A 21,786-nucleotide genomic window follows, 5' to 3' on the forward strand; every position below is an offset into this window, starting at 1 on the left:
TCCTTTTGTTTACAGCGTGCCCGTGAAATCGGATTGCGCATTCTTTATTGCGCTGTACCCCGTTTCGTATTGTGGGCGCTTGCAGATGAAACGTGCATTCCGCCAGAAGGTTCCAGAAAATAAAATCAACACAATTGGAACATTCTTTCGCACCATCCGTTGTGAATGATAAGCAGCGTGCAAGTAATTGTGCTGTGTTTGTTTAATAAGGAGGTTGTGATGTTGAACAAGAATATGCTGATGATCGGTACTGTACTTATGTCTGTTTCTGTAATGGCGCCGGCTTATGCCGGGTCTGACAGCTCGGACACCATGGCGACCGACGATGCAGTGAAGTCCGACGTCAATGAGCTGGGCAACGAAATTGCAGCCCAGTACGAAGAAGCCAAAGACTTTACGTTCGAGCAGAAAGAAGACTTCCTTGCCTGGGTTGACGCCAAATCCAAACAGCTTGGCGAACAGTACGACGAGGTTTCTGCCGAAGTTAAGGATGACAGCGAAGATGCTGTCGAAGAAATGGCTGAGGCCTGGGACAGCGCAAGCGATGAGCTGAGCGATGCCCTTGAAAATGCCAAGGATGCATCTGCGGATACCTGGGAAGATGTAAAGGCCAACACTGTAAATGCGCTTGAAGATGCGCAGAAGGCCATCTCGGATACTCAGACCGCCGAATAAGACGTCACAACCTGAACTCGGCGGATGACGTCCGAGGTTAGCAGCCCGCCCGGCTTCGGGCGGGCTGCTTTTGTTTTGGGGCAGGACCGCCAACAAGGATTAGAATATGTCGGGCGATAATCAAAAAACAGGAATGCGCATAAAAAACGGGTTGGCATATGCCAAGTCCCGCCTCGCCAAACTTGCAGAGGGACGCAAGGGACTTGGGGGGATTTCTGTCGCGTCGTTTCTTGAAACCACGATCATCCCGATTCCGATCGAAGTCATCGTTGCCCCGATCATGGCGGCTTCACGGACGCGCGGGTTTATTGTGGCATCCGTAACACTGGCAGGCAGTGTGCTTGGTGCGGTGGCGTTATATCTTTTGGCGTGGGTTTTGTTTGATGACCTTGCCCAGCCGCTTATTGATCTGGTCGGCGGGCAGCAGGAATTCGAAGATCTGGAAGGCCGATTTGCCGAAGGCGGATTCTGGGTGGTCTTTGCGATCAGTATTACACCGGTCCCGATGCAGCTTGCTGCCCTGGCCGCAGGGGCGACATCCTATCCGATCTGGTTGTTTCTGATTGCGATCACGGCATCGCGTGCGATCAGATATTACGGATTGTGGTTGCTGGTTTTGGGGTTTGGTGCAGGAATCGCCCGCATTTTCGAGGGGCGCAAACCCGATTTACGGCAAGATGCGACCTGAAACTGGTCCGAAAACACGCCTAAATAAAAAAGACCCGGCAGTTCGCCGGGTCTTTTTTTTGGGAAAATCAAATTTTTTATTCCGTCTCGATGCGGAAATCGGTGGTGCTTTTACCCTCGGTATCGGGGTCATCGACGTCTTCTGCGACGAGGCCACGACGAATGAGCTCGCGGATTGCGGCTGCTCGGGTCGGCATCCGATGATCAAAACGCCAGTCATCGATGAATTTCAATTCATCATCATCAAGCATGATCTGGAGCTTTTCTGTTCTCTTCGACGTAGGCACGTGGGGTTTCCTGTAAATTTCAGAGGTTCTTAAAACCGTCCGAAGTCGTTGAAAATCAAAGCGTTCCAAAATTTTGGAGTAACTTACGTTACCGCTGTTTTCTCCGTAACACAACCATCTTGCTGAATCGACATCACTGAAGTCATGGGCGTAAGTAACGTAAAGTAATTATAATGAGTTCCTAAGGTATATTGAGCATGTTGATTAATGAGAGTTAAGTAAGTCAGTTGATGTTTCTATGTATATTGGGTGACATACTTGTATTGCCTAAGTGAAACATACGATTTTACTTTAAATTTTATTTTCGTTTGTTAGGGTCAGGTCATCCGAACAAGGAGGTTGTGATGTCTGAACAAGTGATGAACGAAATCGAAAACCATGTGCCTGCACTGCGCCGTCATGCATATCGTCTGACTGGCAGCAACGACATGGCTCAGGATCTGGTCCAGGACACGCTGTTGAAAGCCATCAGCAAAAAGGACCAGTTCGAAGAAGGCACCAGCCTCAAGGCTTGGTTGCACCGTATTCTGTTCAACACGTTCATTTCCGGAAAACGTCGTGAAAAAACGCGTGGCCCGCAGGTCGACTGGGATGATCTTGGCGACGTCTATGGCCATGGCAGCAATCAGATGGCGCGTTTGCAGCTTCGTGATGCTGACCGGGTGCTTGAAGATCTGCCGGCCCAGGAGCGCGAGGCGATCATGCTGACCGCTGTTGATGATGTGTCCTATCAGGATGCTGCAGAACAGATGTGTGTCGAGATTGGGACGGTCAAATCCCGTGTTGGCCGTGCACGCCGCAAGCTGCGCGCATCGGTTGGTCGAATCGAAGCCCGTGAACACGCATCACGTTATGTCTCGGAGGCCGCATGATATGAGCCTGGTTCTTGCGATATATGGCAAAGATCACATTCTTGGCTATGTACGCGGGACGCTTGAAGACGACGAAGAAAAACAGGACATCGAGAGCCTGGTCGAGAGTGACCCGCGCGCTGCCAGAATTGTCAAAAAGCTTGAAGTTACCGACTGTGGTGACCAGTGGACATCTGAGGATACTGTGCGCAGACGGCTTAAAAGATTGCAGAGCATAGCGGATAATTCAGATGTCCTGAATTGATGCGGAAGTGAGAAAACTTCATCTTGCATCAAATAGAATTGACATAAATGACCATTGGTCATATAAATACAGAACATCAGGGTTGATCGTCTTTTCCCTCAACGTCTAAGGCCCTTCCCTGAAATTGCCGAAACCGTCCCCCGGTTTCGGCATTTTTTTTGCCCTGTTTTCAGAATACCGGCCGTTTCATGTCGCCCGCTTTGCGTGCAACCCGTGCGGGTTATGACGGTCTCCTCAAAACTGTCATTTGGAATTTTTGAAAATAAACCCGACATATATTTCATAAGTTTCTGAAAATGCCGGGAAAGGTGCGAATTATAAACTTTCCGACACCCACAAATCAGGCGTTTTGACGTCTGGATTGAAAGTGATGGCAAAGTTTTCGGTTGTCAGAAGCCGGGCGAGCGGTGATAAATCTCTCGCTCCAAGGGGTTTTGTCATTGATCCGTCGCTGTTTTATGCTTCGTGATCTGGCAAAAGACCCAAACAACAATAACAAAAAGGAGCAACCAATATGGTTTCAGAAGTCCATGGATCGGTACGCGATCTGTTTGAATTCACGGACGCCGACCGGGCACTTGCGCGCATCAAGGATATATATGCGACCGGTGCCAATGCCGTCCAAGAGGCCTTTAACCGTTTCGGTCAAGGTCAGCAATCTTCCCCGATACGTGCCTATTATCCGTATCTCGGCATTGAAGTGCCGCCGGAAAAGCTGCATGTCGAAAGCACCCTGTCATTTGGCGCACCGCGCGATCCGGGTGTTTATGGAACGACCCTGACCCGGCCCGACCTGTTTGAAGAATATTACCGCGAGCAGATCGAACTTCTGCTCAAAAACCACGACGTTCCGGTCGTGGTGGGGGTGTCGGACCGTCCCATTCCGTTGCCGTTTCTGGTTGAAACGGCGACCGACAGTATCGGTCCGAACGATATCCGCCCGATGCAGCTGATTTTTGATATGCCCGATCTGGCGCGGACCGATGATGATATCGCCAATGGCGTTCATTACGGTGCGAACGCGACCCCGGGGCCAAAGCCATTGTCGCTGTTTTCCGGTGAACGTGTGGATTATTCGCTGGCACGCCTGCGTCACTACACGGCAACAGCCCCCGAACATTTCCAGAAGTTCGTTCTGTTCACCAACTATCAGCGCTATGTCGATGAATTCATCGAATTCGCCAAGGCACAGCTTGATGACCCGAAAAGCCCCTACGTCGCGTTTGTCGAGCCGGGGCCGAAAGTCAGCGTGCGCAAAAACGCGCCGAAGGGCTGGGTTGAAAGCGGTGAAGCGGTCAAGCAACTGCCGCAAATGCCGTCCTATCACCTGATCCGCGAAGATGGTCTTGGTGTCACGCTGGTCAATATCGGTGTGGGGCCGTCGAACGCCAAAACGGCAACCGACCATATTGCCGTTCTGCGGCCGCATTGCTGGTTGATGTTGGGGCACTGTGCCGGATTGCGGCGTAGCCAGCTGCTTGGCGATTATGTTTTGGCACATGGTTATGTCCGTGACGATCACGTGCTTGATTCGGACCTGCCGCTGTGGATTCCGGTGCCGCCAATTGCCGAGGTGCAGGTCGCCCTGGCTGACTCGGTCACCAAAATCACCGGCCTTAAGGGCCGTGAAATGAAGGCCCGCATGCGGACCGGCACGGTGGCAACCACCGATAACCGGAACTGGGAACTGCGTTATAGCGAACTGTTTGTTCGCCTCAACCAGTCACGTGCGATCGCAGTCGATATGGAAAGTGCCACCATTGCCGCCAACGGTTTCCGGTTCCGCGTACCGTATGGCACGCTTTTGTGTGTGTCGGACAAACCGGTTCATGGCGAATTGAAGCTGCCCGGCATGGCGAACAATTTCTATCGCCAGCGTATCGGTCAGCATTTGCAGGTGGGTCTGGATACGATTGATACGCTCCGTCAGGACGTCAATCAGCTCCATTCGCGCAAATTGCGTTCCCTGGACGAACCAGCCTTCCGCTAAGGCGTGAATGATCAAACCAAAACCCCGCCTGCGGCAGATCGCCACAGGCGGGGTTTTGTTATGGAATTGTGACGAATGGCTGTGGTCCCGATTTTGGCTTTGCCGCCTTTGTGCGATTGCGTATGGTCAGGCAAAATCAGGGGTAGGGCAGGACAATCATATGCCAAACGCAACGCCACAAAACAAAACCACAAAAAGTCCGATGGATAACCCAGCACCTCCATTGCCGATTGGCGGTGTTGGTCTTTGGCAAATCTTCCTGATCTTTCTGCGTCTTGGCTTGACCAGTTTTGGCGGGCCGGTTGCGCATATCGGCTATTTTCGTGAAGAGTTCGTTGCGCGCCGCAAATGGCTGAGTGATGCGCGCTATGCCGATCTGGTGGCACTTTGCCAGTTCGTGCCGGGGCCTGCCAGTTCGCAGGTCGGTATGGGCATTGGCATGGCGCTTGGTGGTTTGCGCGGATCACTGGTCGCCTGGCTTGGATTTACCATGCCATCCGCGATTGCATTGGCCGCCCTTGGCATGGCGTTTGTCGGATTTGATCTTGGCACAGTCGAGGGGATCATTCGCGGCCTCAAACTGGTCGCGGTCGGGGTTGTCCTTCATGCGCTGCTTGGCATGGCGCGCAGCCTGTGTCCGGATGTTCCCCGTGCCATTCTTGCCGTCTTGGCCGCGGTGATCATGATTGCCAGTGAAACGGTGATGGCGCAGTTTGGCGTCATCCTTGGCGGGATGCTGGCGGGCTTTTTGCTGCTGCGGGACAGGGTCGACGCGGATGCCGATCCCGGCCCTGCGCGGCGCTCGGCCAAGGGGGCGGTCGCGGCCCTTTGCGCATTTTTTGCTCTGCTTGTTCTGTTGCCCATTTTGGCAAAGCTTGATCCCACCGGGCTTTTTGCCGTGATTGACGGCTTTTATCGCAGTGGTGCCCTGGTGTTTGGCGGCGGGCATGTGGTTTTGCCCCTGTTGCAAAATGCTGTGGTGACACCGGGCTGGGTGGATGCCGAAACGTTCCTTGCGGGATATGGTGCAACCCAGGCCGTACCCGGTCCGATCTTTACTTTTGCCGCCTATTTGGGGGCGGCCCTGCATACCGGGTCCGGTGGTACAGGGCTTTGGGTCAGTGCCACCACATCCCTTGTGACATTGATCGCGATTTTCCTGCCGGCATGGTTATTGGTGGTCGGACTTTTGCCTTTCTGGGATCGTGTGCGGCATATCCCGTCGATGCGGGCCGGATTGATGGGGGTCAATGCCGCCGTTGTCGGCCTTTTGGCGGCGGTGTTGTATGACCCGATCTGGACCGGTGCCAATCTTGATATCTTTGATATCGGGTGCGTGATTTTGGTTTTCGCAATCCTGCAATGGCGGATTGCCCCGGTCTGGGCCGTGGTCGGTGCTGGTGCTGTGGTTGGTTATCTGACGGGTCTTTTGTGATTGCACCAACTGGCGCAATCAGCCGTCATTTGTCCCGGCCGTTGTGGCGTCCGATCCGATCGGCGCATCCGCCGGGGTATCTGAAGTCGCCGGGAAAATGGCGCTCAGATCGGCAATGAACTGACGCAGCTTGAACGCGCCGGAATTGCGGGTGACGCCGAAACGCGCCACCACCAGATTTCTGGACGGAATGACGGTAAGCGACTGGCCATCATGACCAAGCGCGAAATAGGCGTCATCGGGGATCTGCGGCACGTCATTACGGGGGGTGCCATCCTCGTTCCGGCTGCCGGGCAGATCAATCCACCAATGTGCGCCATAAAGACCATACGGGTCTTCTGCGGCGGGGCTGGTGGAATATCCGACCCATCCTTCGGGCAGCAGGCGTTCACCCTCCCACACGCCGTCTTGCAGGAACAACTGGCCGATCTTGGCCCAGTCGCGTGCGGATGCATGCATGAAGCTTGAGGCAATAAAATAGCCTTCCGGGTCGGTTTCGATCACCGCACTGCTCATGCCAAGCGGACGGAACAGAAGTTCTGTCGGTCGGCTGAGATAGGTCGAACGTGACCCGCTCAGATTGCGAATGGCCGCTGACAGGATGTTGCTTGCCCCGGAATTATAGGCGAAATCACTGCCCGGCGTGTTTTCCAGCGGCATGGATACCGCATAACCCGCCGCCGCAGGTTCGATAAACAGCATCTGCACCACATCCGATAGCGGATTGGCGTAGCTTTCATCGAACTCAAGCCCGCTTCGCATGCGAAGCAGATCATCGTAATTGATGGTTGCGCGCGGGTCGTTTGGCTCTGCCTGCCATTCGTTGATCAGAACCGGGTCCTGGATGTCGGGCATCATGCCTTCGAACTGCATGCGACCGAGGATGACGTTGAAAACGCTTTTGGTCATCGACCAGCCGGGCAGCGGTGTGTCGGCTGTTATGCCCGCGGCATAGCGTTCCGCGACAACCTCGCCATCATGCAAAATCACCACCGCGCGTGTCCGCCGTTCCGGATGCAGGCCCGGCTCATCCATGACGTCAAACAGGATGTTGTTAAGAGCCCGGCGGTCAACATTGGCGGGTGGCGGTGTCGTCAGAAGCGGACGCGGTGTGACCGGTCGCATGACCGGGGTCGAATTGCGCAACTGGGCGACATGGTCCAGATCGTCTGCCAGCGTGCAGCCAAGGTTGGGGCGATAAACGGCAAACCGTTTGCGGAACCCGAAGGCATGCGCACTGACAGTCTGGTTGCGCAGATCCACATTGGTGGTGATCAGGGATAAAAGGGCATTGTTGTCGGCAAGAACATCAACATCGCGCGCCCGTGTCGATGACAGGCCATCGACAAAGATGGCGGAGCACATGATCTTGGCGCTATAGGCAGCCCCAACCGGGGCCAGCCAGATGAAGAAGACAGCAAGAACGGAAATGCCGATCAATACCAGTCCGATAAAGATGGCTTTGATCAAATGCATTCCACTTCCCTGAATCTTTTTGATTTGTGTGGGAGGGAAGGGTCGCCTGCTTCGCCGGATAGGTCAAGCCATCGTATCGTATAGTTCTAAGATGAATTTTGTCTAATGGCGGCTGCTATGCCCGGTTTTTTCAGGGTAATCAGGAAGCCTGCAAAGTAAAAACCACCCAGAACCACAGCCGCCCCGGCCCAGCCATTTTGATCGATCATCGCCCCGGCAAACGGGGGAACAAGGACGACAAAAATCTCGGCGAACTGGGCCAGCATGCCCTGCAGGGCGGGCATGGAAAGGCCGTCCTTGGCGATCCTTGGCAAAAGTGCAAAGCACGTTCCGGCGACCATGCCTTGACAGACGTTAAATATAATCAGCGCGGTGACGCTAAGCGGTAGAGAGGTACTGACATAGAGGGTCGAAATGGCAGCCGCCATCATCGGCAAAAATATAATCAGAATGGTTCGGCCAGCAACATCACGGCCCAGAACAGTCCCGGCGGCGACACTGCCGACAATATTTCCGGCAATTGCGGTTGTGCCGATGATCCCGGCCGACAGCGTAATGCCAATATCAAGGTTGTCTGCCAGCATGGCCGGCATGAACGCCAAAGCGGCCGACGTTGCACCCGCAAACGCACCAAAGGTTAGCGCCACCTGAAGGGCGGAACGGGATTTCAAAACACCGACCACCCCGACAACAAGTGATCGCCGTGCGGTTCCGATTTCGGGTTTTTCCATCAGGGCAAGAAGCGGCAGCAAAACCAGAACCGGCAGGGTGCAGGCACCAACAGCGATCCGCCAATCCATCCATGTCACCACAGCCGCACTGACCCAGTTGCCAAGGGCAATGCCAACCGGGATGAAGGTGCCCCAGATGCTCATGGCCATGGCAACAAGCTTGGGATTTGTGAAGGCCGCCATCCAGCTTGGCGCGCCGACAACAATAAGAAGATAGCCAACACTGGTGACAATTCGCCCGACATATAGAAGGCTGCTCACGCTTGCGGTGGCAAAGATCAGCGCGCCCACAATCATCATCATACAGCCAAGGACGAGTGACCTCCGCAGCCCGGCCCGTGCGGCCCATACCCCGGCGGGTATGGCACACAGCGCGCCTGCTGCGGTGATCAGGGACGCCACCAGTCCGAACTCCGCCTGACTAAGCCCGAAGTTTGCGCGCAAGTCAGGCGCAATCGGGCCAATCAGACCGACCTGCATGGATGCGGTCAGTCCAAGTCCATACAGAATGATAACGGCGGTGATGGGTGGCATGGATCAGTTCCGTGGGGCAGGACGGTGCACTTGAAGGCACTGATTACCGATATTCTGAGAAGAATGCCACGTATGAAATATGCGCCGGTAAAATATGCGCAGATGATCCGTATCAGATATGAACCGGCTTCTGATCAAACCCGGTGGTCAGGCGCACTGCCGTGCCGTCAGACAGGAAAAACCGTTCCCAAAGGATATAGGTATCTACAATCCGCAGCGGTGCGCCCTCCCGGCGGGAGTTTTCAAAGGTCAGGTTATCGGTCTGATCCTCGTGCCAGCCAAGGTCATGCAGGCTTTTTTCGGCTGATGCGATTTCCGGGGTAGCAAAGCACCACAGCGAGGTGCCCAGCAGCGGCGTGCTGTCACGTTGCCATTCGTTTTCGCGCGGGCGCGATAAACAAAGAAGACGGTGTGATCTGTCTTCGATCAGGTGGACACGCTGGGATGAATGCAAAACCAGCCGTTTGATCGCCTGATCAAGGCGGAAATTGCGTTTGCGCGTCATCATTTGATGGATCAGGCCATATTGCAGCGGGGCCGGGCTTTGCGCGCCACTTTCCCACCGTGAAACGGTTGCCTGCGTCACGCCCAGAATATCGGCCAGACGCGATTGTTTGATATCGCTTGCGCGCCGCCACTGGCGCAAAAGGCGACCAAATTCCTTGTCTGGTGAACTATTGGACAGACGTTTCATGACGATCAACCGGTAGTGCAGGTAGTCAAATCTATCACAGAATGCGCTGACGGGCAGCTTTGCCGCAATCAGGCGATAAAGCGCCCGATATCAATCTGGCAGCGGCCATATTTGCGACTGTCGCACAGATAAAAATCGTCAAGCGCGATTTCTGGATCGCGTGGATCGCGTTCGGCAACAATCAGGGTGTTATCATCAATCCACCCGGCCTGGGCCAGGGCCGTGATGCTGGGATCGATCAGGTCTTTGCCATAGGGCGGATCGAGAAATACCATGCTGGCCGGTGTGCTTGCGCGCGGTGGCTTGGTGGCATCAGCACGTCGTGCACTTGCCTGATCGGCAATGCGAAGGGTGTCGATGTTTTGTTCGATGATCGCAATCGCCTTGCGGTCATTGTCAAAGAACACTGCGCGTTCCGCGCCGCGTGAAATGGCTTCAAGGCCAAGCGCACCGGATCCGGCAAAGGCATCAAGGATCACGCCATCATATAGCGGATTAAAGTCATCCTCATACCAGCGCGATGCGTGTGACAGGATGCTAAACAGGGCTTCGCGCACCCGATCAAGGGTCGGGCGCGTATCGCGTCCTTCCGGTGCGTTCAGAAGCCTGCCACGATGGGTGCCACCGACAATCCGCATGCGGCTTAGTCCTTCTTGCCGCGCGGACGGTTGCCGGACGGCTTGCGACCGGGCGCACTATGTGTGGTATCGCCGGAACGACCAGCAGGTTTTCCCGATGGTTTGCCATTTGGCTTTCCACGACCGCGCCCTTCGATGAAGCCCGGTTTGCCTTCGCGGCCACCAGTACCCCGTCCGCCATCACGACCGCCATCACGCCCACCGGCAGCTTTGCCTTCAGCACTGTAACGGCCACGACCCTTGTTGGTCGGGCGTGATGATCCGCGTTCTTCGCGCATATCGCGTTCCTGCCGATCCCCGCCAGAAGCCGGTTTGCCACGGCCACCGGCACGCGGGGCAGCCCCGATGCGCGGGCCTTTCCGTGCAGCACCACCAGACGGACGTTCGCGGGTTTCACGCTGTTCGTCGGCCTCGGCATTCTGGGCTGCGGCGTTCGGGCCACCTTGCGGGCGTTTGCGCTGTGCTGGTTGGCCAAATACGGTGCGCGGGGCCTTCGGGCGCGATGTGCCGCCACGGGCAACTGATTTCTTTTCGGAAACCTTGGAATAGTCGCCCTTAAAGAACGCAGCGAGCTGTTCTTTCATCACCTTGCCGGTGATTTCCTCGCACTCGCCCGGCGCCAGATTGCCCAACTGGAAGGGGCCATAGGACACGCGCATCAGGCGCGTGACCGGCCAGCCAAGATGTTCCATGACACGGCGAATTTCACGGTTCTTGCCTTCACGAAGCGTGACCGTCATCCAGGCATTGGTGCCTTTCTGAACGTCAACCTCGGCATGGATGGAGCCATAATTGATCCCGTCGACCGTGACACCGTCTTCAAGCTGTTTAAGCTTGGCCGGGTCAATTTGCCCATGCACGCGCACGCGGTACCGCCGCGCCCAGCCGGTGGCGGGCAGTTCCAGATAACGGGCAAGCTCGCCATCGTTGGTCAGCAAAAGCAACCCTTCGGAGTTCAAGTCCAGTCGACCAACCGAAATCACGCGCGGAACGTAACTTGGCAGATGTTCAAACACCGTGTCGCGGCCCTGCTCATCGCGGTGGCTGGTGACCAGACCGCGCTTTTTAAACAGGCGCCAAAGACGCGGCTTTTCCTTTTCCGGCAGCGGCTTGCCATCGACGATGATTTCATCTTCGTCGGTCACGGTGACCGCCGGGGTATCAAGCTTCTTGCCGTTCAGGCGCACAAGCCCCTCGGCAATCATGCGTTCGGCATCACGCCTGGAACAAACACCTGAGCGCGCGATGCGCTTGGCAATGCGTTCGGGCTTGTTGTCATCCGGGGTGGTGTTCTTGTCGCTCATTTGCGGGCCTCGGAAATCAGGGCGTCGAAAATCTTCGCATCGCCCGAACTGATATGGAATTCGGGATGCCACTGGACCCCGAGACAATAACGATATTTCGGATGCTCAATCCCCTCGATCACGCCGTCTGGCGCATAGGAATTGATGATCACATCCGGGCCAACCCCCGCCACCGCCTGATGGTGGGCGGAATTGACCGAAAGGTTTTTCACATTGCCAACGATCTTCGCCAGAAGCGTATCGGGCTCGACCGTGACATCATGGCCGGGCTCGTTGCGCGGGTTCGGCTGTTCGTGGGGCAGGCAGTTTTCAACTGCATCCGGGATATGCTGGATCAACGACCCGCCCAGAATAACATTCAAAAGCTGCTGACCGCCGCAAATGCCCAGAACCGGCATGTCGCGCTTAAGCGCGCCTTCGGCCATCGCCCATTCAAATTTGGTGCGCCGATCCTTGGTGACAACCGTGTCGTGTTTTTCCGTCGCACCAAACAGGCTCGGATCCACATCAAACGCGCCACCGGTCACGACCAGCCCGTCAATCAGATCAAGCAGATCGGGAACCAGTTCCACCTCGTGGGGCAAAGGCATTGGAATGCCACCCGCCTCGGTCACCGCACCGGCATAGTTTTCACGCAGCGCATACCACGGGAATTTGGAATAGCCCCCCGGTTCTTCGGAATCGAGTGTGATACCAATGATCGGCTTGCGCGTGGTCATGATCGAAATAGCCTTGATGCTGGTGACAGGTTCGCGAATAAAGTCACGCGGAAACTACCTGTGTAACCCTATAAGGGCAACGGCAATTCACGCGGATGGTCCATGCGTTTCTGCGGGCCGTCGCCAGTAAAGCTTCACCAGCAACCCGCCAGATGATGGCTTGACCCATTATCTGCTTGGTAGCACTGTGAACATACACGCCCTAAAATGAAGTAAAAACAAGATCAGCCCTGATAAATCACCTGATTTGTCAGATGGCCCAAGCGGGATGGAAAGATCATGAGTGCAGACAGCTATATGGATATGGCGCTTGAAGAAGCCCGTGCTGCCGCGCGTCGGGGCGAGGTGCCCGTCGGTGCCGTTCTAGTCGATGCTGATAGCGGCGAGGTTTTGGCACGTGCCGGAAACCTGACCGAGGAAATGAACGATCCAACGGCACACGCCGAAATCCTCGTGATCCGGGCCGCTGCCGGGGCCAAGGGCGAACCGAGGCTTCCCAATTGCGATCTGTATGTCACGCTTGAACCTTGCCCGATGTGCGCGACCGCCATTTCGTTTGCCCGTCTGCGCCGGGTTTATTTCGGGGCATATGACCCCAAGGGTGGTGGCGTTGATCATGGCCCGCGCGTGTTTGAAAGCACAAGCTGCCATCACCGTCCGGAAGTCTATGGTGGCATTGGCGAGGTCGAGGCTGCCAAGCTTCTGAAAGATTTCTTTGGCAGCTTGCGCTAGGGATTTGATTGTTCGGTTGGTCAGCGTCGGAACTTAGTTTTCCGGCACTTCACGGAACATCACCATGCCACCGTGATACAGGACATCATTCTCAAAATAGCCATCGGCAGTAAAACCGGTGTCATCCTGATAGGTGATGTAGTTCCCCGAAACCTGATAGTCGCCCTGATAGGCCGACTGACGTGTACCTCGGGTCTCGTCATAGCGGCCGTCGGCACGCAGTTCCTGGCGGATATGACCATCCTTGGTCACCCACATGCCGACATATGGGTGCGGGGCGATTTCAGCGCTTTTGTTCATACCGGCCTCCTGTTGGGGCCATGCTGGTGATGCGAACACCACCAGCACGGAAAGAAAATACAAGGATTGCAGAATGATTTTCATCAGAATGCCGATGCTGTCGGACGGACAATGACTTCGTTGATGTCGACATCTGCCGGCTGATCAAGGGCATAAAGCACAGCACGGGCAATGGCATCCGGGGTAAGAGATACCTGACGGAACTGGGTCAGAAGCTCCTTGCTGTTCGGATCGGAAATATCGTGGCCCAGTTCGGTCTCGACCACGCCCGGCGAGATGGTGGTGACACGGACATTGGTGCTTTCCTGACGCAGGCCTTCGGAAATCGCCCAGACCGCGTATTTGGTTCCGCAATAGACGGCAGCACTTGAATATACGTTGTGTGCTGCAATGGACGCGGTGTTGATGACATGACCGCCACCCTGTTGTTCAAACAGCGGCAAAACCGCCGCAATGCCGTTCAGAACACCGCGAATATTGACGTTGATCATGTTGTCCCATTCGTCGGTTTTCAGTGCCGACATCGGGGCAAGCGGCATCACGCCGGCATTGTTGAAAATCGCATCCACGCGGCCATAAAGGTTGTTTGCGTTGTAAACCAGTGCCTCGACGCTATCGGCGTTGGTGACATCCACCGAACGGGCCATGGCACGGCCGCCGGCAGCTTCGATTTCGGTGGCTATCTCATCAAGGCGTTCTGTGCGGCGTGCGCCAAGAACCACATTCGCCCCGCGGGATGCAAGAAGGCGGGCGGTGGCTTCGCCAATGCCGCTGCTGGCCCCGGTGATGATAACGGTTTTGTTTTCGACATGGTTGATCGGGTTCGACATGACATGCTCCTTGGGTTGGTGTGTCGGTGTTTGTTCGTGGCGCTTACTCTGTCGATAAATCCCCGATTGATGAATACACAGAACTCGAATTGGATTGCCTAATCCTCCAAACCGAAGATTGAGTGCTTTGTCCGCGTGCGGGCGCGTGTATAGTGGGCCTATGGAAAACAAAGGGTTTTGCAATGGATAGCTATCAGAAGCTGTGTGGCCTGATTGACAAATACTGCGAGGCGGATGGTGCGGTGCGCACGGCTGTTGAGCCGGTCTGGATGTTCCGATCAACCGGTCCGACCCTTAAGGTGCCAACGATCTACAAGCCTTGCCTTTGTCTGATTATCTCAGGCGCAAAGGAAGTCACGCTGGGGGATGAGCTTTATCGTTATGAGCCCGGCCAACTGCTGGCCGCGTCGGTCGATTTGCCACTTGTTGGCCATGTGACCCTGGCGGCCAAGGATGCGCCGTATCGCAGCCTGTCACTTGATCTGGATGCGAAGATCCTCGGCGAACTTGTTGCCAACATGGATATCAAGATGGGTGCAGACGGCGAAAGTACACGCGGGCTTTTTGTCGAAAAGACAACCGAAAGCCTGACCGATGCTGTCTTGCGGGTGGTTGAGCTGCTTGATCGTCCCGATGATGTGCCGGTGATGTTGCCGCTTTTGATGCGCGAAGTGCATTACCGCTTGTTATGTACCGCCAAGGGGGCGGCGATTGCGGGTCTTGCCATCGGCGGCAGCAACATGCAGCGGATTTCGGCAGCGCTTCAACTGATCAAGGATAATTTCGACAAGCCGCTTAAGGTGGAAGACTTGGCAAATCGCGCCAATATGAGCCCGTCGTCCTTCCATCACCACTTCAAGCAGGTGACAGCCATGAGCCCGCTTCAGTACCAAAAGCGGCTCCGCCTGACCACGGCGCGTCAGATCATGCTGGCCGAAATGAAGGATGCCGCATCGGCGGCCTATGCGGTCGGGTATGAAAGTGCGTCACAGTTCAGTCGCGAATATGCCCGCATGTTTGGCGCACCGCCAATCCGCGATGTCATGTCGATCCTTGGGCAGGGCGGGGCCAGCCAGTCTGCCGATATGGCCCCGCACTAACCCTAGCCCTGTTGCTGGTTGCCAACGGCCGGCAGGTGCTGGAACATCCAGGTTTCACTTAAGGGGCCGTCACCGCGTTTCAGATACATCCGCAGGTCAACCGGATCTGTGCCCGCGGCCTTAAGGTCAAAGGCCGCCCGCCAGATGCGGGTATCCATGATCGGTTCGATCTTGGTGCGCACAATCTCCCCGCGGGAGGATGTCACAACCACTTCGGGGAATTCGCCGTAGGCAAGCGTTCCCAGAACCTCACCCTCGAACTCGACGGAAAACTTGATTTCGTCCTTGGGCCGGTTGGTGCCGGGCTCCCCGCCACGGCCCATGCGGGTTGCGGTTGCGGTTGCCAGTTCCTTGACCGGGAACGGGTTATGGGCCTGCCAGTACAGACGGTATTTGAACTGATAGCTGTTGCCCGCCTTGGCGGGGCCATTCGGGACCCAGAAGGCGGCAATGTTATCGTGGATTTCATCGTCGGTCGGGATTTCGATCAACTGAACCGCACCGTCATTCCACTCGCCTTGCGGTTCGACCCACAGGCTGGGGCGGCGGTGATAACGCACACCATCCAGATAGTTTTTCACATCGCGATCGCGCTGCATCAGACCAAAACCACGCGGGTTATTGTCACCAAACGCTGATGCGCGGATGGTTTCCGGGTTGTTCAACTGTCGCCAGATGCGTTCGCCGCCGCCGGTCCAAAGCTCCAGCCCGTCGCTGTCATGTACTTCCGGACGCCAGTCAAAGCGGAACGATTTGTTCTGTTCGGAATACCAGAACATGCTGGTCAGCGGTGCGATGCCAAGCCGTTCGATGTCTTTGCGCAAGAACAGATGTTTTTCGACATCCATCGTGACCCCTTCGCCGCGATAAAGCAGGAATTTATAAGCACCCGTGATGCTGGGCCCATCCAGCAGGGCATAAACCGTCACAGGGTCTTCGGGATTTTTGGCTGGTTCGATAAAGAATTGACGGAAATCGGGAAATTCTTCGGGAACCGAGGTCGCCGTATTAACCGCAATGCCGCGCGCCGACAGGCCATACTGGCCTTCATCCCCAATGGCGCGGAAGTACGATGCGCCAAGAAACGCTGCCCAGTCCTGGGTTTTCCAGTCATCGCGTGCCTGATTTTCATGCAGGCGGAAACCGGCAAAGCCGCTATTGGCGGGCAGTTGGCGGGCAATGCTGTCTTCGGGCATGTCAAAGTATTCGGGCTTGTAGATCACTTCGCGTGCCTGACCACTTTCCAGAAGATACATATGCACCGGTTTGGCGAAATACATACCCAGATGGAAGAAGGTCAGCGGATAGGTGCCTGATCCATCGGAAAACGGCGAATGGTCGCGTTTGTAATGCAGCTTGCCATGGGTGTCGTAATCGATCTTGCCGACAATTTCCGGGTTTGGCGCAACGGGTGCTTCATATGCCGATGTGGCCATGGATTTGGCGCGTGCAATCAAATCGGCAAAATCAAACGGCTGTGCCGAACCCAGATCAAGGCCGTCGACATCTGCCAAAGCATGCTGATAGATCGACATTCCCGGCAGGATAAGACCGGCTGCCGCGATGGATTTCAAAAAGCGTCTGCGTTCAACAGAAGTCGTCATGTTCATCACATTCCTGTGGTTTGAGGTGTCGGGAAAGCATACCCGGCAGTGTGGAGGTAATCGGGATGAAACATGGCAAATTCAAGGTCGTATCAATTGCTTTTTATGCATGGAGCCTTGGCGTTAATGCCGCTGGTGGTCTGCCAATTTCCTTGACCGTGTTTTTGGTTTAATCTAACCGTGACGTGTCGGTATCCGAATATCGGATAAAGGGAATTCGAGATGGGCCGAATATTGGCTCATTAACCGAAGCTGCCCCCGCAACTGTAGGCGGCGAGCATTTTTCTGACCAATGCCACTGGGATCAACCCGGGAAGGCCAGGGAAAATGCGTTGACCCGTAAGCCAGGAGACCTGCCGACACGAAGACGACGGACCGGGCGGGGTGCCCCGGAGAATGTCGGTACGTGTCTTGGCCCAACAGTTTAGCCCAGGTTTTCTAAGCTTTAAGGCCGGCATCTTCCGCCATCTCCTGACACTTTTGCCAGTCCATTGACAGCAGCAAAAGTGATGTTATGTTATAACATAACATTTGACGATGTATTGAAACTGGATCATCCAAAGCGGTCCCGGATCAACGCATCAGCAAGAGGGAACTAAAAGTGATCAATCACGATAAACGTGTACTGGCGGTCGGGGTGTTTGCCGCTGGTCTTATTTCTTCTGTTTCATTTGCGTCCGCAACCGAATATCCGCTCAGTATCGAGAACTGTGGGACTATGTTGCAATTTGATGCGGCCCCGGATCGCGTGGTGTCGCTGGGCCAAAGTACGACCGAAATTCTTTATTCGTTGGGCCTGGCCGACAAGGTCAAGGGTACGGGTGTCTGGTTTGGCCCGGTGATGGATGAATTCAAGGACGTCAACGCATCTGTGCCGCGTCTGGCCGACAATGATCCGGGGTTCGAAACCGTTGTCGCGCAAAAGCCGCAACTGGTTGCCACCCAGTATCAGTGGCATGTCGGGCCCAAGGGCACCGTCGGCACCACCGAACAGTTCAACGAACTGTCCATTCCGGTCTACACAGCACCTGCTGATTGTGTCGGCAAGGACAATGCCGGTGGCGGTGACGGGGTGCGGCATGAAGGCTTCACCATGGATCTGATTTATCGCGAGATTTCCGATCTGGCGCAAATCTTTGATGTCGAAGATCGCGGCAACGCACTGATTGCCAGCTTGAAGGAACGTCAGGCGAACTCATTGGCGCGTGTGACGGCAAGCGGCCATGACAATGTTTCTGCCGTCTTCTGGTTTTCCAGCCCTGAAATCAACAGTGATCCCTATGTGGCGGGCAAAAACGGTGCAGCGGGCTATATCGCAGGTAAACTTGGTGTTCGCAACATTATCGACAGTAATGAAGAATGGCCGACCGTTGGCTGGGAAACCATTGCGCGCGCCAATCCTGATATCATCGTGATTGGTAAAATGGGCCGTCGGCGTTTTCCGGCCGATGACTGGCAGGTCAAGATGGATTTCCTGAAAACCGATCCGGTCGCTAGTCAGATGAAGGCGGTGCGCAATGGCAATATCGTGGTGATGGACGCCCAGTCGATGGATCCGACCATCCGCCTGATCAATGGTATTGAAACACTTGCCGCAGCCGTCGAAAGACTGAGTGCTTCGAACTGACCTGCACTGCCAAAGGCACCTGATATGCCCGGAGAATTCAATGTTTGAAACAACGCCAGTGCAGCAGCCGGTTCAGCCACCTCGGCAATCGCTGGCGGGGCGGGCATATCTTGTGCGGGCCGGTGTCAGTCTTGGCGCCCTGGTTTTGCTTGTTGGCGTCATCGCGATGGCCGCGGCCAAGGGGGAAACGCACATTCCCCTTGGCACCGTCTTTCAGACCATTGCCAATCATCTTTGGCAGGCGGGCTATGACGTTGATCCGATTGATGCCGGGATCATCTGGAATTACCGGATATCGCGCGCCATGGTGGCCGCGGCCTGCGGGGCGTCCCTTGCGCTATCGGGCGCGGTTTTGCAGGCGCTTTTGCGCAATAGTCTCGCGGATCCGTACTTGCTGGGCATATCGGCCGGGGCATCGACCGGTGCAGTCAGCGTTGCCATTCTGGGGTTCGGCGCGGGGATGGTTTCCCTGTCGCTTGGTGCCTTTGTCGGTGCGCTGGTGGCATTCGGGTTTGTCGCCCTTTTGGCCATTCCGGCCGGGCGCGGGGCCGGTGCCATCATTCTTGCCGGGGTTGCCGGATCGCAACTGTTTAACGCATTAACGTCATTCATCGTGACCAAGGCCGCCACGGCGGACGAGGCACGCGGGGTGATGTTCTGGCTGCTTGGTAATCTAAGCGGCGTGCGCTGGCCTGATGTCTATCTGGCGCTGCCGGTCGCCGTCATCGGCTTGCTGGTCTGCCTTTGGTATTCGCGGGCGCTCGATGCCTTTACCTTTGGCGTGGAATCGGCGGCATCCCTTGGTGTGCCGGTGCGTCGGGTTTATGTGGTGTTGATTGCCATTGCCGCCTCGATGACGGCCGTCATGGTCAGTATTGTCGGGGCCATCGGCTTTGTCGGATTGGTTATTCCCCATGCCGCACGGTTCTTTGTCGGGACACGGCACGGATTTCTGTTGCCGGCATCGGCCCTGATCGGGGCGGTGTTTCTTGTGGCGGCCGATATTGTATCGCGCATCATTCTTGATGGTCAGGTCCTGCCCATCGGGGTGATCACGGCGCTGATCGGTGCACCGGCCTTTGCGATCATCCTGTGTCATGGGCGGGTATTGCGATGAGCCTTGAATTACGCAATGTCGGCTGGAATGCCGGATTCAAAAAAATCATCAGCGACGTGTCGCTTCGCGTGACACGGGGAGAGTTCCTGGGTGTGATCGGGCCAAACGGATCTGGCAAAACCAGTATGATGTCGGTCTTGGGCGGTATTCGTGCGCCGTCGACCGGGCAGGCATTGCTGGGGGACCAACCGATGAAGAAAATCGGTCGGCGCAACCTTGCCCGTCATATCGGCTTTGTCGAACAACAGGCCGATACCATCGACCGTATTACCGTGCGCGATGCCGTCGCGCTTGGTCGAACGCCGTACCTTAGTTTGCTGACACCATGGTCAGGGCACGACGACGCCATAGTGTGTGAAGCCCTTGCCAGTGTTGAAATGGGGCCGTTTGCGGACCGGATGTGGCATACGCTTTCGGGCGGTGAAAAGCAGCGCGTTCACATTGCCCGTGCCTTGGCCCAGCAACCCGATTTCTTGTTGCTTGATGAACCGACCAACCATCTTGATATCCATCATCAGCTGGGCTTGCTTGAACTGGTGAGTGCACTGCCGGTAACCGTGGTGGCTGCTTTGCACGACTTGAACCATGCGGCGATGTTTTGTGACCGGATTGCGATGATGGATGGTGGCAAGCTGATTGCACTTGGTACACCCGAACAGATTTTGACATCGCAAAACCTTCGCGATGTTTTCGGGGTTGCCGCCGATATCGAGATCGATGATCAGGGTCGCTGCCACATCCGCTATCACGCCGGAAACCAGAAATCTTTGGCCATAAAAAAAGACCGGGTTGCGTAACCCGGTCTTCGATTTTGGTAGCTTGGTTTGCTTGCGGCTTAGCCCTGTTCGCGGGCAACCGCGCGCCAGCCGATATCGCGGCGGCAGAAACCACCATCCCAATCAATCGCATCAACCGCCTCATAGGCACGTTTCTGCGTTTCGGTCACCGTCGCACCGCGCGCGGTCACACCAAGAACGCGGCCACCGGTCGCAATCAGCTTGTCGCCATCCATCTTGGTACCGGCATGCAGGACCTTGACCTTGTCCACGGCGTCCGCCGCCGGAACGTTTTTGATCTCGGTGCCTTTTTCGTAGGATCCCGGATACCCCTTGGCGGCCATGACAACGACCATGGCGGTTTCATCGTGCCATTCCGGTTTGACTTTATCGAGGGTACCGGTGGCAGCCCCTTCAAGGATATCAAGCACGTCTGATTTCAGACGGGTCATCAGCACCTGACATTCCGGGTCGCCAAACCGAATGTTGTATTCGATCAGCTTCGGGTTGCCCGCATCGTCAATCATCAGACCGGCAAACAGCACGCCCTTGAACGGATGGCCTTCGTTGGCCATGCCCTTGACGGTCGGGATGATAATTTGATCCATGACCTTGGCTTCGACCGCATCGGTAAAGACCGGGGCCGGGGAATAAGCACCCATGCCACCCGTATTGGGGCCGGTGTCGCCTTCGCCAACCGCCTTGTGGTCTTGGGCTGCGACCAGCGGAATGACGTTTTCGCCATCACAAACAGCAAAAAATGAGGCTTCCTCACCTTTGAGAAATTCCTCGATCACGATTTCCGCGCCAGCATCGCCAAACTTGCCGCCAACCATGCATTCTTCAATCGCAGCAAAGGCTTCGTCATTTGTCATACAAATGGTCACACCCTTGCCCGCCGCCAGACCATCGGTCTTGACGACAATCGGTGCGCCCTGCTTTTCGACAAATGCCTTGGCGTCTTTGGGATCGGTAAAACGGCCATAGGCAGCGGTCGGCACACCGAACTTTGCCACCATGTCCTTCATGAAGCCCTTGGAGCCTTCAAGTTGCGCGGCTGCCTTGGAACAGCCGAATGATTTGATGCCCACGGCATCCAGTGCATCAACAAGGCCCGCAACAAGCGGGGCTTCGGGGCCGACAACGACCAAATCAACTGCGTTGTCCTTAGAAAAATTTACCAGACCATCAATGTCGCCATCGGAAATCGCAACGCATTCTGCCGAATCCGCGATACCGGCATTGCCCGGTGCACACCACAGTTTGGAAATGCGCGGGCTGCGCGCAATTGCCCAGCACAATGCGTGTTCACGTCCGCCGCCGCCAACGACCAGAACCTTCATGACTTTATCCTTCGACTTGTCCGATTGCTTGATGGTCCATGCGCGATGAACTAGGCTAGACCCAATTGCCA

At 55.8% G+C, this 21,786-nt stretch carries 22 protein-coding genes and 1 riboswitch; of the genes, 11 read left to right on the forward strand and 11 right to left on the reverse strand.

Features of this window, described 5'->3' with window-relative positions:
- Nucleotides 1-219 precede the first annotated feature (219 nt).
- Entirely contained in the window at nucleotides 220-675 is a 456-nt protein-coding gene (locus AUQ41_RS06770) for a hypothetical protein (protein ID WP_063087294.1), read from the forward strand.
- 133 nt (nucleotides 676-808) lie between these two features.
- Nucleotides 809-1,363, forward strand: coding sequence for a YqaA family protein (locus tag AUQ41_RS06775; RefSeq protein WP_232308324.1), 555 nt, complete (start codon nucleotides 809-811; stop codon nucleotides 1,361-1,363).
- Between the two features lie 76 nt (nucleotides 1,364-1,439).
- Here the strand turns inward: AUQ41_RS06775 and AUQ41_RS20670 are convergent, their stop codons facing one another.
- Nucleotides 1,440-1,649 carry a hypothetical protein gene (locus AUQ41_RS20670; RefSeq protein ID WP_143588740.1) on the reverse strand — a complete coding sequence of 70 codons (210 nt, stop codon included), beginning with the start codon at nucleotides 1,647-1,649 and terminating at the stop codon, nucleotides 1,440-1,442.
- Nucleotides 1,650-1,993: 344 nt separating this feature from the next.
- Between AUQ41_RS20670 and AUQ41_RS06780 the strand changes: the two genes are divergently transcribed.
- The 4 genes from AUQ41_RS06780 to chrA all read left to right on the forward strand — a co-directional run bounded on the left by AUQ41_RS06780 (nucleotide 1,994) and on the right by chrA (nucleotide 6,190).
- A complete protein-coding gene (locus tag AUQ41_RS06780; protein WP_063087296.1) occupies nucleotides 1,994-2,521 on the forward strand; it encodes an RNA polymerase sigma factor in 528 nt (175 codons plus the stop codon).
- 1 nt (nucleotide 2,522) lies between these two features.
- Nucleotides 2,523-2,765 (forward strand): hypothetical protein, encoded by a 243-nt coding sequence (locus AUQ41_RS06785; protein ID WP_063087297.1) that lies wholly within the window; start codon nucleotides 2,523-2,525, stop codon nucleotides 2,763-2,765.
- Nucleotides 2,766-3,279: 514 nt separating this feature from the next.
- On the forward strand, nucleotides 3,280-4,755 hold the full coding sequence (locus AUQ41_RS06790; RefSeq protein ID WP_008891503.1) for an AMP nucleosidase: 1,476 nt from the start codon (nucleotides 3,280-3,282) through the stop codon (nucleotides 4,753-4,755).
- Between the two features lie 202 nt (nucleotides 4,756-4,957).
- Nucleotides 4,958-6,190, forward strand: a complete 1,233-nt coding sequence (chrA, locus tag AUQ41_RS06795; RefSeq protein WP_063087990.1) for a chromate efflux transporter — start codon at nucleotides 4,958-4,960, stop codon at nucleotides 6,188-6,190.
- An 18-nt stretch (nucleotides 6,191-6,208) separates the two neighbouring features.
- Here the strand turns inward: chrA and AUQ41_RS06800 are convergent, their stop codons facing one another.
- The 6 genes from AUQ41_RS06800 to AUQ41_RS06825 all read right to left on the reverse strand — a co-directional run bounded on the left by AUQ41_RS06800 (nucleotide 6,209) and on the right by AUQ41_RS06825 (nucleotide 12,286).
- Nucleotides 6,209-7,666, reverse strand: a complete 1,458-nt coding sequence (locus tag AUQ41_RS06800; RefSeq protein WP_063087298.1) for a serine hydrolase — start codon at nucleotides 7,664-7,666, stop codon at nucleotides 6,209-6,211.
- An 86-nt stretch (nucleotides 7,667-7,752) separates the two neighbouring features.
- Nucleotides 7,753-8,931, reverse strand: coding sequence for a CynX/NimT family MFS transporter (locus tag AUQ41_RS06805; RefSeq protein WP_063087299.1), 1,179 nt, complete (start codon nucleotides 8,929-8,931; stop codon nucleotides 7,753-7,755).
- A gap of 112 nt (nucleotides 8,932-9,043) precedes the next feature.
- Nucleotides 9,044-9,625, reverse strand: a complete 582-nt coding sequence (locus tag AUQ41_RS06810; protein WP_063087300.1) for a helix-turn-helix domain-containing protein — start codon at nucleotides 9,623-9,625, stop codon at nucleotides 9,044-9,046.
- Nucleotides 9,626-9,693: 68 nt separating this feature from the next.
- A complete protein-coding gene (rsmD, locus tag AUQ41_RS06815) occupies nucleotides 9,694-10,263 on the reverse strand; it encodes a 16S rRNA (guanine(966)-N(2))-methyltransferase RsmD (protein ID WP_063087301.1) in 570 nt (189 codons plus the stop codon).
- Nucleotides 10,264-10,268: 5 nt separating this feature from the next.
- Nucleotides 10,269-11,567 (reverse strand): pseudouridine synthase, encoded by a 1,299-nt coding sequence (locus tag AUQ41_RS21035; protein ID WP_063087302.1) that lies wholly within the window; start codon nucleotides 11,565-11,567, stop codon nucleotides 10,269-10,271.
- Nucleotides 11,564-12,286: a gamma-glutamyl-gamma-aminobutyrate hydrolase family protein gene (locus AUQ41_RS06825; RefSeq protein WP_063087303.1), complete on the reverse strand. Its 723-nt coding sequence runs from the start codon at nucleotides 12,284-12,286 to the stop codon at nucleotides 11,564-11,566. Before AUQ41_RS06825 ends, AUQ41_RS21035 begins: the two co-directional genes overlap by 4 nt.
- Nucleotides 12,287-12,565: 279 nt before the next feature.
- Between AUQ41_RS06825 and AUQ41_RS06830 the strand changes: the two genes are divergently transcribed.
- Complete coding sequence (locus AUQ41_RS06830) at nucleotides 12,566-13,018, forward strand: nucleoside deaminase (RefSeq protein ID WP_044826992.1); 453 nt, start codon at nucleotides 12,566-12,568, stop codon at nucleotides 13,016-13,018.
- Nucleotides 13,019-13,051: 33 nt separating this feature from the next.
- Here AUQ41_RS06830 and AUQ41_RS06835 read toward each other — a convergent pair whose 3' ends face one another.
- Both AUQ41_RS06835 and AUQ41_RS06840 read right to left on the reverse strand, forming a co-directional pair.
- Nucleotides 13,052-13,318 carry an Atu4866 domain-containing protein gene (locus AUQ41_RS06835; RefSeq protein WP_232308325.1) on the reverse strand — a complete coding sequence of 89 codons (267 nt, stop codon included), beginning with the start codon at nucleotides 13,316-13,318 and terminating at the stop codon, nucleotides 13,052-13,054.
- A gap of 83 nt (nucleotides 13,319-13,401) precedes the next feature.
- Nucleotides 13,402-14,136 carry an SDR family oxidoreductase gene (locus tag AUQ41_RS06840; protein ID WP_063087991.1) on the reverse strand — a complete coding sequence of 245 codons (735 nt, stop codon included), beginning with the start codon at nucleotides 14,134-14,136 and terminating at the stop codon, nucleotides 13,402-13,404.
- A gap of 194 nt (nucleotides 14,137-14,330) precedes the next feature.
- On the opposite strand from AUQ41_RS06840, the gene AUQ41_RS06845 reads away from it, so the two are divergent.
- A complete protein-coding gene (locus AUQ41_RS06845) occupies nucleotides 14,331-15,248 on the forward strand; it encodes an AraC family transcriptional regulator (protein WP_063087305.1) in 918 nt (305 codons plus the stop codon).
- Nucleotides 15,249-15,250: 2 nt separating this feature from the next.
- Here AUQ41_RS06845 and AUQ41_RS06850 read toward each other — a convergent pair whose 3' ends face one another.
- Nucleotides 15,251-16,852 (reverse strand): glucan biosynthesis protein, encoded by a 1,602-nt coding sequence (locus AUQ41_RS06850; RefSeq protein WP_063087993.1) that lies wholly within the window; start codon nucleotides 16,850-16,852, stop codon nucleotides 15,251-15,253.
- Nucleotides 16,853-17,024: 172 nt separating this feature from the next.
- Nucleotides 17,025-17,228, forward strand: a riboswitch (cobalamin riboswitch).
- 225 nt (nucleotides 17,229-17,453) lie between these two features.
- On the opposite strand from AUQ41_RS06850, the gene AUQ41_RS06855 reads away from it, so the two are divergent.
- The 3 genes from AUQ41_RS06855 to AUQ41_RS06865 are packed head-to-tail and all read left to right on the forward strand — an operon-like array spanning nucleotide 17,454 to nucleotide 20,393.
- A complete protein-coding gene (locus tag AUQ41_RS06855; protein ID WP_083952831.1) occupies nucleotides 17,454-18,479 on the forward strand; it encodes an ABC transporter substrate-binding protein in 1,026 nt (341 codons plus the stop codon).
- A 40-nt stretch (nucleotides 18,480-18,519) separates the two neighbouring features.
- Nucleotides 18,520-19,596: an iron ABC transporter permease gene (locus tag AUQ41_RS06860; RefSeq protein ID WP_083952830.1), complete on the forward strand. Its 1,077-nt coding sequence runs from the start codon at nucleotides 18,520-18,522 to the stop codon at nucleotides 19,594-19,596.
- The gene (locus AUQ41_RS06865) at nucleotides 19,593-20,393 is read left to right on the forward strand and encodes an ABC transporter ATP-binding protein (protein WP_063087306.1); all 801 of its coding nucleotides are present in this window, start codon (nucleotides 19,593-19,595) and stop codon (nucleotides 20,391-20,393) included. Before AUQ41_RS06860 ends, AUQ41_RS06865 begins: the two co-directional genes overlap by 4 nt.
- Nucleotides 20,394-20,431: 38 nt before the next feature.
- On the opposite strand, the gene purD is transcribed toward AUQ41_RS06865, so the two are convergent.
- Nucleotides 20,432-21,715, reverse strand: coding sequence for a phosphoribosylamine--glycine ligase (purD, locus tag AUQ41_RS06870; protein WP_063087307.1), 1,284 nt, complete (start codon nucleotides 21,713-21,715; stop codon nucleotides 20,432-20,434).
- Nucleotides 21,716-21,786: the final 71 nt, after the last annotated feature.

Source organism: Thalassospira sp. MCCC 1A02898 (assembly GCF_001618185.1).
GTDB classification, from domain to species: Bacteria; Pseudomonadota; Alphaproteobacteria; order Rhodospirillales; family Thalassospiraceae; genus Thalassospira; species Thalassospira tepidiphila.